Annotated in this window: 11 protein-coding genes; 6 read left to right on the top strand and 5 right to left on the bottom strand. The window is 71.3% G+C overall.

The window, feature by feature from the left end; genetic code table 11:
• The 3 genes from ABD331_RS03485 to ABD331_RS03475 are packed head-to-tail and all read left to right on the top strand — an operon-like array spanning position 1 to position 4618.
• Positions 1-840 (top strand): ABC transporter permease, encoded by an 840-nt coding sequence (locus tag ABD331_RS03485; RefSeq protein WP_344470764.1) that lies wholly within the window; start codon positions 1-3, stop codon positions 838-840.
• Positions 837-2906 (top strand): ABC transporter ATP-binding protein, encoded by a 2070-nt coding sequence (locus ABD331_RS03480; protein WP_344470763.1) that lies wholly within the window; start codon positions 837-839, stop codon positions 2904-2906. Before ABD331_RS03485 ends, ABD331_RS03480 begins: the two co-directional genes overlap by 4 nt.
• A complete protein-coding gene (locus tag ABD331_RS03475; protein WP_344470762.1) occupies positions 2903-4618 on the top strand; it encodes an ABC transporter family substrate-binding protein in 1716 nt (571 codons plus the stop codon). Before ABD331_RS03480 ends, ABD331_RS03475 begins: the two co-directional genes overlap by 4 nt.
• 56 nt (positions 4619-4674) lie before the next feature.
• Here ABD331_RS03475 and ABD331_RS03470 read toward each other — a convergent pair whose 3' ends face one another.
• The 3 genes from ABD331_RS03470 to ABD331_RS03460 all read right to left on the bottom strand — a co-directional run bounded on the left by ABD331_RS03470 (position 4675) and on the right by ABD331_RS03460 (position 7022).
• Positions 4675-5088 carry a peptidase inhibitor family I36 protein gene (locus ABD331_RS03470; RefSeq protein WP_344470761.1) on the bottom strand — a complete coding sequence of 138 codons (414 nt, stop codon included), beginning with the start codon at positions 5086-5088 and terminating at the stop codon, positions 4675-4677.
• A gap of 72 nt (positions 5089-5160) precedes the next feature.
• Positions 5161-6003 (bottom strand): NAD(P)H-binding protein, encoded by an 843-nt coding sequence (locus ABD331_RS03465; RefSeq protein WP_344470760.1) that lies wholly within the window; start codon positions 6001-6003, stop codon positions 5161-5163.
• Positions 6000-7022, bottom strand: coding sequence for a saccharopine dehydrogenase NADP-binding domain-containing protein (locus tag ABD331_RS03460; protein WP_344470759.1), 1023 nt, complete (start codon positions 7020-7022; stop codon positions 6000-6002). The genes ABD331_RS03465 and ABD331_RS03460 overlap by 4 nt, the downstream gene beginning before the upstream one ends.
• Positions 7023-7103: 81 nt before the next feature.
• Here ABD331_RS03460 and ABD331_RS03455 point away from each other — a divergent pair, with 81 nt between their 5' ends.
• Entirely contained in the window at positions 7104-7709 is a 606-nt protein-coding gene (locus ABD331_RS03455) for a TetR/AcrR family transcriptional regulator (protein ID WP_344470758.1), read from the top strand.
• Between the two features lie 72 nt (positions 7710-7781).
• On the opposite strand, the gene ABD331_RS03450 is transcribed toward ABD331_RS03455, so the two are convergent.
• Positions 7782-10436 (bottom strand): polysaccharide lyase 8 family protein, encoded by a 2655-nt coding sequence (locus tag ABD331_RS03450; RefSeq protein ID WP_344470756.1) that lies wholly within the window; start codon positions 10434-10436, stop codon positions 7782-7784.
• Positions 10437-10757: 321 nt separating this feature from the next.
• Between ABD331_RS03450 and ABD331_RS03445 the strand changes: the two genes are divergently transcribed.
• Positions 10758-13208, top strand: a complete 2451-nt coding sequence (locus ABD331_RS03445) for a glycoside hydrolase family 3 N-terminal domain-containing protein (protein ID WP_344470755.1) — start codon at positions 10758-10760, stop codon at positions 13206-13208.
• Between the two features lie 187 nt (positions 13209-13395).
• Here the strand turns inward: ABD331_RS03445 and ABD331_RS03440 are convergent, their stop codons facing one another.
• Positions 13396-13917, bottom strand: coding sequence for a snapalysin family zinc-dependent metalloprotease (locus ABD331_RS03440; protein WP_344470753.1), 522 nt, complete (start codon positions 13915-13917; stop codon positions 13396-13398).
• A 143-nt stretch (positions 13918-14060) separates the two neighbouring features.
• On the opposite strand from ABD331_RS03440, the gene ABD331_RS03435 reads away from it, so the two are divergent.
• On the top strand, positions 14061-15363 hold a 1303-nt coding region (locus ABD331_RS03435), incomplete at its 3' end, for an ATP-binding cassette domain-containing protein (RefSeq protein ID WP_344470752.1).

Here is a 15363-nt window from a genome sequence, read left to right as displayed (position 1 = left end):
ATGCGATCGAAAGTCGTCTTCAAGCGCCTGCTGCGCAACAAGCAGGCCCGTTATGGCTTCATCGCGCTGATCCTGCTGGTGGCGCTGGCGTACGTGGGGCCGTTCTTCGGCGCGTACGACTGGACGGACAAGGACTTCATGGCCTTCCTGTCGGCGCCCGACGCCGACCACTGGTGGGGCACGACCGCGATCGGCCAGGACATGTACGCGGTGACGCTGCGCGGCATGCAGAAGTCGATCATCATCGGCATGCTGGTGGCGCTGATCTCCACCGGCCTGGCCGCGGTCGTCGGCGCGTTCGCCGGCTACTTCGGCGGCTGGGTGGACCGGGCCCTCATGTGGGGCGTGGACCTGCTGCTCGTGCTGCCCAGCTTCCTGATCATCGCGATCATCTCGCCGCGGCTCAGGGAGGGCACCTGGCTGTGGTTCGTGGTGCTGCTGGCCGCGTTCTCCTGGATGATCACCTCCAGGGTGGTCCGCAGCATGACGCTCTCGCTGCGTGAGCGCGAGTACGTGCTGGCCGCCGTCTACATGGGCATCCCGCGCTGGAAGATCATCTTCCGGCACATCGTGCCGAACCTGGCCTCCCTGCTGATCATCGACGCCACCCTGAACGTCAGTGGCGCGATCATCGGCGAGGCCGCGCTGTCCTTCTTCGGCTTCGGCATCCAGCCGCCGGACGTCTCGCTCGGCACGCTGATCGCGGAGGGCTCCCGCAACGCCACCGGCTACCCGTGGCTGTTCGCCTTCCCCGCCGGCCTGCTGGTCGCGCTGGTGCTCAGCGTCAACCTCATCGGCGACGGCCTGCGTGACGCACTCGACCCGGGGAGCAACTCGTGAGCATCTTGGAGGTCAGGGACCTCACCGTCACCTTCCCTGGCGGCATCGAGGCCGTGCGCGGCGTCAGCTACGAGGTCGAGCGCGGCGAGGTGCTCGGCATCGTCGGCGAGTCGGGCTCCGGCAAGTCCGTGACCTCGCTCGCCGTCATGGGCCTGCTGCCGCAGCACGCGGTGGTCAGCGGCTCGGTCAGGCTGCACGGCCAGGAACTGCTCGGCATGAAGGAAGACGAGCTGGTCAAGGTGCGCGGCAAGGCCATCAGCATGATCTTCCAGGATCCGCTGTCGGCCTTCACCCCCGTGTACACGATCGGCGACCAGATCGCCGAGGCCGTCCGCATCCACCAGAAGCTGGCCAAGGACAAGGCGGCCACGCGCGCCGTCGAGCTGCTCGACCTCGTCGGCATCCCGAACCCGAAGCTGCGGGCCAGGGCGTTCCCGCACGAGTTCTCCGGCGGCATGCGGCAGCGCGCGATGATCGCCATGGCCATCGCCAACGACCCCGACCTGCTGATCTGCGACGAGCCCACCACCGCGCTCGACGTCACCATCCAGGCGCAGGTCCTGGAGGTGCTCAAGACGGCGCAGCAGGAGACGGGCGCCGGCATCGTGATGATCACCCACGACCTGGGCGTCATCGCCGGCATGGCCGACCGGGTGCTCGTCATGTACGCGGGCCGCCCGGTCGAGCAGGGCCCCGTGGACGACCTGTACTACCGGCCGCGCATGCCGTACACGATGGGGCTGCTCGCCTCGATCCCCAGGGTGGACGGCGAGGAGGGGCCGCTGGTGCCGATCGAGGGCAACCCGCCCTCGCCCGCCTCGCTGCCGCCGGGCTGCCCGTTCGCGCCGCGCTGCCCGATGAAGGTGGACATGTGCGACGACGAGGAGCCCGAGCTGACGCCGTTCGGCGGCGGGCGCCACGTGGCCTGCATCCGCGCGCACGAGATCGAGCACAAGGGCCTCACGGGCGCCGACGTGTTCCCCGTGCCGGTCATCCCGCCGAGCGACGTCGTACGCGTGCCGCGCGCCGAGCGCGCCACCGTGCTGGAGCTCGACGACATGAAGAAGCACTACCCGCTGATGAAGGGCGCGATCTTCAAGCGCCGCGTCGGCACGGTGTTCGCGGTGGACGGCATCAGCTTCGACATCGCCGAGGGCGAGACACTGGCCCTGGTCGGCGAGTCGGGCTGCGGCAAGACCACCACGCTGCAGCAGATCATGCAGCTCCAGCCGCCCCAGGACGGCCGGGTGGTCGTGCTCGGCAAGGACAGCGCCAAGCTGGACCAGGCCGCGCGCAAGGCGCTGCGCGGGGACCTGCAGATCGTCTTCCAGGACCCGATGGCCGCGCTCGACCCGCGCATGCCGGTCGGCGACATCATCGCCGAGCCGCTGCGCGCGCACGGCAAGAAGGACGTCAGCGCCAAGGTCGCCGAGCTGCTGCAGCTCGTCGGGCTGGCGCCGGAGCACGCGGAGCGTTACCCGCAGCAGTTCTCGGGCGGCCAGCGGCAGCGCATCGGCATCGCCCGCGCGCTGGCGCTGGAGCCGAAGGTGCTGGTGCTGGACGAGCCCGTCTCCGCGCTCGACGTCTCCATCCAGGCAGGCGTGATCAACCTGCTGGAGGAGCTGAAGAACAGGCTGGGCCTGTCCTACCTGTTCGTGGCGCACGACCTGGCGGTGGTCCGGCACCTCGCCGATCGCGTCGCCGTCATGTACCTGGGCAGGATCGCCGAGATCGGGGAGGTCGAGAACGTCTACGACCGCCCCGCGCACCCGTACACGCAGGCACTGCTGTCGGCGATCCCGTTGCCCGACCCCGAGATGGAACGCACCCGCAAGCGGATCCTGCTCGAAGGTGACCTGCCCAGCCCGGCGGACCCGCCGTCGGGGTGCAGGTTCCGCACCCGCTGCCCCAAGTTCGCCCGGCTCAGTGAGGCGGAACGGCGGCGGTGTGTGGACGAAGAGCCCTCGGTTGCCAGGCTGACCGGTGCCGTGGACCACGGTGCGGCCTGCCATTACGCGGAGGAGATCGAGGTCATCGCGACCTCGGAAATTCAGGAGGAAGAGTGAAGGTTCATCACCGTGCGGCCGCTGGGCTGGCGGTCCTGGCCCTGGCCGTGGCGGCCTGCGGCGGAGGCGGCGAGTCCGGCAGCAAGCAGCCGAACGCCGAGCAGTCCCAGCAGGCGCAGCAGCAGATGACGCAGACCCCTGCCATCAGCATCAACCCGGTGCCCTACGAGCAGGTCAAGGACGGCGGCACGCTCACTCTCGCCATCGGGCAGTGGCCGACCCAGTGGAACCCCAACCACGTGGACGGCAACCAGGCCGACACCGCGACCATGCTCGACCCGATCCTGCCGCAGCTCATGATGGCGGACGAGAACGCGCAGTTCACGCCGAACGCCGACTACCTCTCCGACGTGAAGAACGAGACGGTGGACGGCAAGCAGACGGTCACCTACACCATCAACGACAAGGCCACCTGGTCGGACGGCACGCCGATGACCTGGAAGGACCTTGAGGCGGCGTGGAAGGCCAACAACGGCGAGAACAAGAAGTACAAGCCGGCCTCCACCGACGGCTGGGACAAGATCGAGTCTGTGAAGAAGGGCGACTCCGACAAGGTCGCGATCATCACCTTCTCCAAGCCGTACTCGGAGTGGCAGGGCCTGTTCAACCGCGGCACCGCGCACCTCATCCCGGGCGAGCACATCACCACGCCCGACAAGTTCGACAACGACTACAACCAGAAGATCCCGGCCACCGCGGGTCCCTTCAAGGTCGAGAAGATCGACGAGGGCACCAAGACGCTGACCCTCGTGCGTGACGACAAGTGGTGGGGTCAGAAGCCGAAGCTCGACAAGATCATCTTCCGGACGATCGCCGACTCGTCCGCCGAGGTGAACGCCTTCGCCAACGGCGAGATCGACGCCGCCTACATCGAGGCGGGCAACCCGGCCAACCTGCAGCGGGCCAAGGAGGTGCCGAACTCCGAGATCCGCAAGGCGCTCAGCCCGAACTGGCGGCACATCACCGTCAACAACTCCAGCGAGTTCCTGAAGGACAAGTCGGTCCGCCAGGCCGTCCAGTACGCGATCAACCGTGACGTGATCACCCAGTCCGACCTGAAGGACATGGAGTGGCCGATCCAGACGCTCGGCAACCACGTCTACATGAACAACCACAAGGGCTACGTCGACAACTCCGGCGACCTCGGCAAGTACAACCTGGAGAAGTCCAAGCAGCTCCTCGACGCGGCCGGCTGGAAGCAGGAGGGCGAGTACCGCAAGAAGGACGGCAAGGAGTTCGCGCTCAACTTCGTCATCCCGGCCAGCGTCGCGACCGCGAAGACCGAGGGTGAGCTGACCCAGGCCATGCTCAAGGAGGCCGGGATCAAGGTCACGATCCGCCCGGTCCCCGATGACAAGTTCTTCACCGACTTCATCATCAAGGGCGACTTCGACCTGGTGCCGTTCTCCTGGATCGGCACGCCGCTCCCGCTCGGCAGCCTGCCGCAGATCTACAAGACCGGCTCCGAGAGCAACTTCCCCAAGGCCAGCGACCCGGCCGTGGACGCCGCCATCCAGGCGGCCGTGGACGAGACCGACCCGGCCAAGGCCGTCGAGCTGGCGAACGCCGCCGACAAGCTCATCTGGGACATGGTGCACACCATTCCGCTGTACCAGCGTCCTGACATCTGGGCCGTGAAGAAGACGCTCGCCAACTGGGGCGCGCGTGGTTACGCGTACTACGACTACACGGCGGTCGGCTTCACCGGCTGATCCCCGCGTCGCATGGCGAAACCCCCGGCCCCTCCGGCCGGGGGTTTCCCTTTTGATCAGCCGTGCGAGTCGGACACCGAGCCCTTGAACGTGGTGAAGCAGGAGGGGCCGTTGGCGCCGTCGAAGCGGACGGAGTCGAAGAAGTCGCGGAAGCTGACGAAGAAGTTGCCCTGGTCGCGCGGCCGGGTCACCGCCGAGCAGCCGTCGTAGCCGGCTTCGGAGTAGAGGTGGATCCAGGAGTCGGTGCGGTTCCAGTCGGACTTGGCGCGGTCGGCCATGCCCAGCGCGGCCAGGTCGGGGGTGTCGGTCTTGATCTGGACGATGTCCCCGGTGCCGTCGAGGCCCGAGAACAGACAGTAGTAGCCGTCCTGGCACCGGTCGTAGCCGTCCGCGGCCTGGGCCGGCGCGGCCAGGGCGGTCAGGGCGGCGGCGGCCAGCGGCAACGCCAGCATGTGAAGCTTCTTGCCCACTCTTCCTCCATGGGTGAAACTTTCCTTCCGCCCGAACATACATGGCGCGATCTTGTCAGGAAAGGGGTTGACTCAACCCGCGGCGAACTCCCGCAACGTCAGGGGAGGCCGCCCGCCGTGCCGCTCGATGGTCGCGGTGACGCGGTAGAGCGGGTGATCGCCGGCGCCGATGGCGCGGAAGAGCGCCCACAGGTGCGTGAGATGCTCGACCGCGTACGCGTCCCGGTACACCTCCATCGCCCCCGCCTCCCACTCCTCCGGCGGCAGGTCCGCGTACTCGACCCCGAGCGCCTCGGCCGCCGCGCCCGCGGTGGACATCTCTCCCGTCAGCAGGCACACCGGATCGACCGGAGCGGGATCGAGCAGCAGCCCCGCACCCACCCTGGCCACGTCGGCGCCCGCGACCAGCGGGAGCTTCGTGGACGGCGGGCCCAGCGGCAGCGCCAGCCGGCCCGCCGCGGCCACCACGACGGCGAGGTTCTCGAAGAACACCCCCGCCCGCAGGTGCACCGCGCCCACCCCGGCCCAGTCGAAGACCTGCTCCGACAGCCAGTGCCTGCGCATCCGCGGCGTGCCCGCCTCCGGCTGCGCGTCGAGCTGCGACACCTCGACGACGCGGGACACCCCCTCCTCCCGGGCCGCGGCGGCGAACGCGGCGGTCGCGTCCATCAGGCCCGCCGTCACCGGATAGGTGAAGTACGCCCGCGTGACCCCGCGCATCGCGGGGCGCACCGTGGTGATCTCGCGCAGGTCGCCCACCACCACCTCCGCGCCCAGCTTGCGCAGCTCGGCGGCGCGCTCGTCGTCGGCGCGGACGAACGCCCGCACCTCCTCGCCGCGCTCCAGCAGCAGCTCCGCGACCTTTCTGCCGGTCGCGCCCTGCTGCCCGCCGGCCGCGCCGGTGACCAGGATCATCTCTCCTCCTGAAGGGTGAGCGTGAACAGGCCGAGCCGCTCCAGGTCACGCAGGAACGGCCCGGCGGGGAACGCCTCGGCCGGACTGAAGACACCCGGCCCAGGGCCGCTGGTCAGTCGGAGAGCGGCCTCGACGGAGGCCAGCGCGCTCATGCGCCACAGGTCGTGCCCGCGCGCCTGACCGGCCCGGTTGCCGTCCTGCGTGATCACCTGGACGGCGACCGTGAAGTGCGAGCCCGCCCGGGTGGCGGCGTCCACGTGCTCGCTGGTGAACGCCTGCTCCTCCTCGAACGTGTGCGCCGTGAGCTGCGCCTCCACCTGCCGCGCCGCCACGTGCCTGGGCACCGTGACGACCTCGGGGAACGGCACCGGCGCGATCATCGTGCGCGGCCCCAGCGGCGGCGGGAACGGGAAGACCGCGTTGCGCGGCTCGACGTAGCCGACGTGCTCGGCGCCGTCGGCGTAGGTGATCCGCCGGGTGTCGGCGAACAGCAGCTCGGCCGTCTTCCTGGCCCCCGTGGTCAGGCGCCAGCCGGACACCGAGTACGCGGTGATCACCCGGTCGATGCCCGTCACGCCCGCGGCCACGGCGCCCGCGAGCAGGTCGCCCAGCCCGCCGTAGAAGCTCATGGCCGTGACCATCGTGATGCCCGCCTCGCGCGCGGGCCCCTGCATGGTGTCGAACATCCACTTCGTGTGGTGCTGCTCCAGGGCGTGGTCCACGTAGTGGCAGCCGGCTTCGGCGGCGGCCGTGGCCAGCGCCCTGCCGGTGTCGGTGAACGGGCCCGCGCAGTGGATCAGCACGTCGGCCGAGCCCGCGAGATCGCGCAGCGCGGCCGGTTCGTCGAGGGCGGCCTCGGACACGAGGGCTCCGCCCAGTTCCTCGGAAAGGGTCTTGAGCGCGTTGCCGTCGCGGCCGGCCAGGGTGATCTCCAGGCCGCGGGCGTGCAGGTCGGCCGCCACCAGGCGGCCGGTGTGCCCGGTCGCGCCGTAGACGGCGATGTGCGGTGGTGACATCATCGTGCCTTACGTTGGGATACTGGCCGTACGTAACTGTTTTCGAACTTACGTACCGCGAGTATGTAAGTCAATGGGAGCACGATGATTCGCCGTACCCAGGCAGAGCGCTCCGACGAGACCACGGGGCGGCTCGTACGCGCCGCGCGGGACCGCTTCGGAGCCACCGGATACGCGCTGACCTCGATCGACGCCGTCGCCGCCACGGCCGGGGTGACCAAGGGCGCCGCCTACCACCACTTCGGCGGCAAGGCCGACCTGTTCCGGGCGGCGTTCGTGGCCGAGCTGGAGGCGGTGGACGCCAAGCTGCTCGGCATCGCCGCCGAGGAGAGCGACGTGTGGGCGGCGCTGCGGCGCGGCTGCCGGACCTTCCTGGAGCACTGCCTCGACCCCGGGTTCCGGCAGATCGTGCTGCTCGACGCGCCCTCGGTGCTCGGGTGGGAGACCGTGCGCGAGATCGAGCACGATCACATGCTGCGGATCCTGCGCGACGGGCTGCTCATGGCGGTGGCCGCCGGGCGGGCGCCGGAAGGCGATCTGGACGCCCGCGCGCGGCTCGTCTTCGGTGCGTTGTGCGAGGGAGGCATGCTGCTGGCCAGGGCCGAGGAGCCGGAGGCCACGCTGCGGGACATCGCAGCGGAGGCCGACCGGCTGCTGTCGGCCCTGGTCACGCCACCGCCTTCCGGCTGATCCGCGGTCACGCCGCCGCCTTCCGGCTGATCCACGGTCACCCGCCGCGCGGCTCGGGCTGCGTCGTGCGGGTCATCCGAGGGCGACGGTGACGCGCTGGGTGGCTCCGGCCGCGCCGCGCAGGTCGCCGAAGGACAGGCGCAGCGAGCCGCCCGTCCCGGCGGCCGTGACGGACGGGGAAGCCGAGAGCACCTCGCGTACCGGGCGGTCCCAGGTGAGCGCCAGCGCCGCGGCCTCACGCGGCGGGTCCGAGACGCAGACGTGCGCGGTGCCGTCGGCACGCTCGCGGATCAGCACGCTCGCCGGGGCGCTCGCCGAGAGCGTGCCCACCCGGGCGGGCGCCCAGAGGTTCGCCGCCGTCAGCCCCAGCTCAGGAACCCTGATCACCTGCGCGTACGGGGTGTTGGAGACGATCTGCACCCGGCCCGCGGCCGCCGCTCTGGCCCGGGTCGCCGCCTCGGTGGCGCCCGGCATGAGCACGTACGCGTAGGAGGCGCTGATCGGGTCGGCGCCGTGGTCCAGCCACATGGTCAGGTAGCGGCGGGTGATCGGGTCGGGGGAGCCGCCCGCGTTGACGTCCCGCCAGGAGCCGGTCCGCTCGTCCAGCAGGAGGTTCAGGCTGGTGGGGGAGGGGAAGACGTAGCCGGCGTGGCCGGCCACGTGCACCCAGGAGACGCCGTCCCGCCGCTCCCGCGCGCCGGCCTGCGTGCCGTCCCGCGCCCCGTCCCGCCCGCTGTCCCGTCCGTCGTCCCGTCTGCCGTCCCGGCGTGCCTTGTCGCGGGTCGCCTTGCCGCCGTCGCCGCCGTCCGCCTGCCGTCCGTCGAACCGGCCGTTCCAGCGGTCGCCGTTCACCCGTACGGCGACCTCGCCGCGCGCCCCCAGGTTGCGGTTGTCCACCACCGTCTCCACCGGCACCTCGTCCGCGCTGGTGATGCCCGCCCCGAGGCACACCACGCAGTCGTCCAGGAAGAACCACGCCTTCCTGGCGGCCATCGTGCCGCCGAGCCCGCGCAGGTCCTGCCCCACCGCGGCGAACTCGCCGTCCGTCGCGCCGCCCACCCAGCTCACGTCCGGACGGGGCAGCGCCCACGCGCCGCCCTCGCCGTCCGCCAGCCGCTTGGCCGACACGGTGGTCCCCGGCAGCCGGTACGGGTCCGCCGTCGCCCAGTACGCGTCTGTGTACTGCTCCTCGCCGAACCCGTCGCCCCACCACGACAGCCATCCGGCGCCCGTGTGCCAGCCCCGCGCGTTCTCGCCGTTGCCGTACTCGTAGTGTGCCACCCGCCGCGACGCCATGCTCACCGAGGCCGCCCAGCCGGGCCGCCGGTGGACCGCCCGGTCCATGCTCGGGAACAGCCGGTGCCCCACCGGCTCGGCCGCCGCCCGCGCCGCCGAGCCCGACACGGCCAGCAGCCTGGCCGTACGGGCGACGCCCAGCGAGCGGCTGCCCTTCACCGGCCTGCCGCGCTCCAGCCAGCCCTTGACCATGGCCTGCCAGCGCTCCCCGCGCTCGCCGCCGGCCACCTCCGCCAGCAGCGCGATCGAGGCGAGCATGTCCTGCCCGCGCCGGTGGTCGTCCTGCGCGCCCCTGCTGATGGAGCGCCCGGCCACGTTGTCCATGAGCAGCCCGTTGTAGACGAACGGCGCCACCGCCTCGTCCACCGTGCCGAGGAACGCCCGCAGCTCCGGCCCGTCCAGGTCCCACGGCGAGCCGCGCAGCAGCGCGCCCAGCATCGCGACCCCGCCGAACAGCACCGCCCCGTAACCCCCGACATAGGGGACGCAGTTGTGCTGGATGAAGGAGCCGTCGGCGTAGAAGCCGTCGCCCTCGGTGACCGGGGCGAACACCGGGGTCAGCGCGTTCCTGGCGCGCTGGATGCGTGGCGCGTCGCCGCCGAGCAGGCCGCGCAGGGCCAGCACCTGGCACAGATCCACCCGGTTGGCGGCGGTGCTGCTGCCCGTGTAACGCGTCACCGCCGTCTCCGGGACGAACGCGTCCACCGCCGCGCAGCACGCCGCCGCCCTGCGGCCGGTCAGCCTGTCCGACATCAGCAGCGCCGTGTCCAGCAGCGCCTGCGGGCCGCCGATCTGCCAGTGCCACCAGTTCCCGTACGGGGTGGTGCCCGGGTGGTAGACGTCGGTCAGGAGGTGGTCCAGGCCTGCCAGCACGGCGCGGCCCAGCGCGGTGTCGCCGGTCACGCCGGTGCCGGGCTGGGCGTACGCCTCGGCCATCGTCCTGAGGCGGGTGAAGCTCTCGTGCAGGCTCGCCGACAGCACGGCGGGGTCGGCGGGCGCGGCGCCGCGCTGCCCCCTGCCTGACCAGGCGCGGCTGTGCTGGGTGATGCTGATCTCGGACGGGCTCGCGTACATGAGACTGACCCCCGACGGGCCCGCGCCCGCGTAAGGGAGCCCGCGCCACAGCGCTCCCGGCTGGGGCCTCATCGACTCGCGGTGCCTGGCCGCCGCCCGTCCCAGCTCGGCCAGCCTGCTCCGGTACGGCTCCGCCGAGCGGTCGAAGCCCTCCCCGAGCAGCAGCGCCCGCCACCGGTCCCGCAGGTCGGCGTGCCGTGGCGCCACCCCGGCCCAGCCGCGCGCGGTCCCAGGCCCCATCCCGGTGACGAGCCCGGTGCTGAGTGCCGCTCCACCGGCGGCGCGCAGGAGAGCACGCCGCGTCCATCCACCCGACATGAGATCCCCCGAGGCCGGTCGTGCTGCTGCTGCGGACATCGGGGACGATATAGGCGCTCATGTCGGTGACCGGCCCGACATCAGTGGCGTTGATCAAGTGCTGACTGTTTCATGCCCCCACAGGGATAGGTGGCTCCCCGAAGGGTGAGAAAGCGCTTTCCGGCAAGCGTGATCGGCAGCCCCTCACAGGCGGTAAAGCGGTGATGAAACTTTCACCGGATCGGGCCCCGTTTTCGCTGGTGCCCGGGGATCACGGGGGCGCCGGGGCCTGCCGTCCCGGGAAACTCGGCAGTTGTGACCTAGAGTGCGTTTGGGAGCGCTCCCAAAACACCCTTCGAACCGAGCGCGGAGCAGCGTGCCATGAGCAACCCGAGCAGTAGATGGACGAGCAGGGCCGCCGCGCTGACGCTCGTCGCCGCGAGCCTGGTGACGGCGCCCCCCGCCGTCGCCGCCGCGGCCTTCCCCTACCAGGATCCGACCCTCCCCGTCGCCACCCGGGTCACCGACCTGATGTCCCGGATGTCGCTGGACGAGAAGCTCGGCCAGATGACCCAGGCCGAACGCGGATCGGTCAGCGAGGCCGAGGTCGGCACGTACCGGCTGGGCTCGGTGCTGTCGGGCGGTGGCTCCGCGCCGTCCCCCAACACGGCGACGGCCTGGGCCGACATGTACGACAGGTACCAGAACGCCGCCCTGGCCACGCCCCTCGGCATCCCCGTGATCTACGGCGTGGACGCCGTGCACGGCCACAACAACGTGCACGGCGCCACGATCTTCCCGCACAACATCGGCCTCGGCGCCACCCGCGACCCCGCCCTCGTCCAGCGGATCGGCCGGGCCGTGGCCGAGGAGGTGTCCGGCACCGGCATCGACTGGAACTTCGCGCCCTGCCTGTGCGTGGCCCGCAACGACCGGTGGGGGCGCACGTACGAGTCGTTCGGCGAGACCCCCGACCTGCCCTCCTCGATGGCCTCGATCATCACCGGCCTTCAGGGCAGCGCGCTCAACGGGCCCGCCTCCGTGCTGGCCACCGCCAAGCACTACGTCGGCGACGGCGGCACCACGGGCGGCACCGACCAGGGCAACACCCAGCTCTCCGAGACCGAGCTGCGGGCCGTCCACCTGCCGCCGTTCGAAGCGGCCGTGGAGCGCGGCGTCGGCTCTGTGATGATCTCCTTCAGCAGCTGGAACGGCACCAAGCTGCACGGGCACCAGTACCTGATCACCACGGTGCTCAAGGGTGAGCTGGGCTTCGACGGGTTCGTCGTCTCCGACTGGAACGGCATCGACCAGATCGACGGCTCACCCGGCACCTCGGCCCAGGACGTGCGCACCGCCGTCAACGCCGGGATCGACATGGTCATGGTGCCCGTCGAGTGGCGGCGCTTCATCGACCTGCTGCGCGCCGAGGTGCAGGCCGGGCGGGTCACCACGGCACGCGTGGACGACGCGGTGCGGCGCGTGCTGACCAAGAAGTTCGAGCTGGGGCTGTTCGAGAAGCCGCTCACGGACCGGTCGTACACCTCCAGCGTGGGCAGCGCGGCGCACCGCGCGCTGGCCCGCGAGGCGGTCGCCAAGTCGCAGGTCGTGCTGAAGAACGCGGGCAACGTGCTGCCGCTCGCCAGGACCGGCGGCAAGCTCTTCGTGGCGGGCAAGAGCGCGGACGACATCGGCAACCAGAGCGGCGGCTGGACGATCTCCTGGCAGGGCTCGTCCGGCAACACCACCACCGGCACCACGATCCTGCAAGGCATCAGGAACACGGTCGGCTCCGGCGCCACCGTCACCTACAGCCGCGACGGCAGCGGCATCGACGGCACCTACCGGGCCGCCATCGCCGTTGTCGGCGAGACCCCGTACGCCGAGACCACGGGCGACCGCCCCGGCAGCCTCGGCCTGGACACCGCCGACCTGAACACCATCGCCACCCTGCGCGCCTCCGGCGTCCCGGTCGTCGTGGTGCTCGTCTCCGGCCGTCCCATGGACGTCGCCGCCCAGCTCTCCGGCTGGAACGCGCTCGTGGCCTCCTGGCTGCCGGGCACCGAGGGGCAGGGCGTGGCCGACGTGCTGTTCGGCGCCACGCAGCCGACCGGCAAGCTGCCCATGACCTGGATGAGCAGCGCGTCCCAGCAGCCGATCAACGCGGGCGACGGCAAGACGCCGCTGTTCGCGCAGGGGTTCGGCCTGACGTACGAGCCCTCCGGCGGGGACGACACCAGCCCGCCCACCGCGCCAGGCACCCCCGTCGCCTCCGCCGTCACCTCCACCTCGGCCACCCTGACCTGGACGGCCGCCACCGACGACGTGGGCGTCACCGGCTACGACGTGGTCCGCTTACAGGGCTCGGCCGAGACGGCGGCGACCACCTCCACCACCGCCTCGGCCTCCGTGACAGGCCTGACCGCGAACACCTCCTACACCTTCGCCGTCTACGCCAGGGACGCGGCCGGCAACCGCTCACCCCGCTCGGGCACCGTCACCCTGACCACCACCGGCGGCGGGACGGGCGGCGGGTGCACGGCGACGCCGTCCACGCAGAGCCAGTGGGCCATCGGGTACGTCATCCAGGTGACGGTCACCAACACCGGCACGGCGGCCAGGAACGGCTGGACCGTCACCTTCACCCTGCCTGCGGGGCACACGATCAGCGGTGGCTGGAACGGGACGTTCACGACGTCCGGCCAGACCGTCACCGTGCGCAACGTGGGGCACAACGGGGCGTTGGGGGCGGGAGCCAGCACGTCGTTCGGCTTCCAGGGCACCCGCCCGAACGGCGACACCTCCCTGCCGTCGGGCTACACGTGCGCCTGAGCGCCATGCGGGCCGGTGACGCGCGCGCCTGAGCGCCATGCGGGCCGGTGACGCGCGCGCCTGAGCGCCATGCGGGCCGGTGACGCGCGCGCCTGAGCGCCATGCGGGCCGGTGACGCGCGCGGCTGATCGTGGGCGCGGGCCGGTGATGGGTTCGCCCTGTCACCGGCCCGGTGCCTCGTCCTGCCTTACCGTTCCTCGTACACTCGCCCGAACTCCACCTGCGGCGTCCCGCCGGAGAAGTTGCGATCCACCTCAGCCCGTTCGGCGGCGCTGGGTGTCGCGTTCGTGCAGCTCACCGGCGCGCTGGAGCCCGACATCAGGTCGGAGCACCGCCCGGTGCGCCGATCAGGCAGCCCCAGGATGTGCCCGATCTCGTGCGTGGCGATGCGCAGCGGGTAGTAGCCCTGGTTGACGGCCTGCCGGCCCATCCAGATCGTGCCCCGCCCGAGGCTGGTCGGCTGCGCCCGGGGCCAGCCGTTGTCGGCGAGCACGACGAAGTGGGCGGGCGTGCCGCGCATGAGCCGGACGTTCACCACGTTGGAGTTCCAGACCTGGGCGGCCTGGTCGATGGTGGCGCTGAACTCGGCGGCGCGGCTGGCGTCGTACCTGAGCACCGTGACCAGTGCGGTGGCCTGAGCGGGCGCGGTGACGAGTAGGAACGCCAGGCTCAGGACGACGGAGAGCATGAAGCGAAGAGGTCTTGACACGGAGCCTCCTCCAGGAGTTGGGGGTGTTGTGACGGTATGCGCACCCGCTCGCCCCGGAGACGTATCAAGTTGCCCCTATCGTCGTGATATGGCCTCCGCCCCCGGCTCCGGAAACTGTCAGTGCTCAAGTGCACACTCAATGCATGCAGAACGAGCCGCTCGAACTCGGCGAGATCTCCTTCTCCTCCTGGTACGCCCACACCGACAAGATGGCGGAGGTCGGCTTCCTGACCATCGCCAGGAAGCTGCCGTCGCTCGTCGGCCAGGCGATGCGGATGGCCTGGCAGGCCAGCCCGCGTGACACCCTGGCCACGGTCGCGCTCAACCTGCTCGGCGGCCTGTTCACCGCGTTCGGCCTGCTGGCCACCACCGGCGTCCTGACCGCGCTGTTCAGCGAGGGCCCCACCCCCGACCGCGTCATGGCCGCCCTGCCCGCCCTCGCCCTGGTCGGCGGCGCCGCGGTGCTGCGCGCGGCGACGCAGGCCGGCGCGGGCTGGGCGCAGTCCCGCCTCACCCCGCAGATCGCCCGCCTCACCGAGGAACGCCTGTACGGCCTGACCAGCCAGGTGGAGCTCGCCGCCTACGACGACCCCGACTTCCACGACGCCTTGGAACGTGCCAGCAGCCGCGGCGTGTCCATGGCGGGGTCGGTGGTGGCGTCGGCCGTCGACACGGTCACCGCCGCCGTCGGCATCGTGGCCGCCGCCGGCGTGCTGGGCGTCCTGCACCCGACCCTGCTCCCGCTCCTCCTCCTGGCCGTGCTCCCCGACGCCTGGGCCGCCGTCCGTAGCGCCCGCCTGCGCTACTCCACCATGTACGCGCTCATCCCGGCCCGCCGCCGCAAATGGATCATCGGCCAGTTGCTGGCCGAGCGCACCCCAGCGGCCGAGGTGCGCGCGTTCACGATGCGCGGCTTCCTGCTGCGCATGTACGACGCGGTGGCGCGCGCCGAGCAGGACGTCATGCTCACCCTGGCCCGCCGCCAGACGGTGGCCAGGCTGGTCGGCGAGGCCCTCGGCGGTCTCGGCACAGGGCTCGTCTACGTCGCGCTCGGCATCCTGCTGGCCGTGGCCGCCATCCCCCTGGCGGTCGCGGGCACCGCCGTCCTCGCCATCCGCTCCGGCCAGACCTCACTCGGCAACCTCATGTACGCCACCAACCACCTCTACGAGGAGGGCCTCTACTTCACCGACTTCCTCGACTTCTGCGCCGAAGCGGAAGGCCGTCTGCCCAGCTCCCGCACCGCCACCGCCCTCGAGGGCTTCGAACGCATCACCGCCACCGATCTCACCTTCACCTACCCCGGCGCCTCCGGCCCTGCCCTGCGCGAGGTGTCGATCGAGATCAAACAGGGCGAGGTGATCGCCTTCGTCGGCGAGAACGGCTCCGGCAAGACCACTCTGGCGAAAATCCTGTCCGGCCTGTACGAGCCCGACTCCGGCACCG

Source organism: Nonomuraea monospora, assembly GCF_039531895.1.
GTDB classification, from domain to species: Bacteria; Actinomycetota; Actinomycetes; order Streptosporangiales; family Streptosporangiaceae; genus Nonomuraea; species Nonomuraea monospora.
This window is presented reverse-complemented; position numbering and strand designations above follow the sequence as displayed.

Coding starts and splice junctions, on each gene's coding strand:
- ABD331_RS03485 (WP_344470764.1), top strand. CDS start 1: ATGCGATCGAAAGTCGTCTTCAAGCGCCTGCTGCGCAACAAGCAGGCC.
- ABD331_RS03465 (WP_344470760.1), bottom strand. CDS start 6,003: ATGATCCTGGTCACCGGCGCGGCCGGCGGGCAGCAGGGCGCGACCGGC.
- ABD331_RS03460 (WP_344470759.1), bottom strand. CDS start 7,022: ATGATGTCACCACCGCACATCGCCGTCTACGGCGCGACCGGGCACACC.
- ABD331_RS03455 (WP_344470758.1), top strand. CDS start 7,104: ATGATTCGCCGTACCCAGGCAGAGCGCTCCGACGAGACCACGGGGCGG.
- ABD331_RS03450 (WP_344470756.1), bottom strand. CDS start 10,436: ATGTCCGCAGCAGCAGCACGACCGGCCTCGGGGGATCTCATGTCGGGT.
- ABD331_RS03445 (WP_344470755.1), top strand. CDS start 10,758: ATGAGCAACCCGAGCAGTAGATGGACGAGCAGGGCCGCCGCGCTGACG.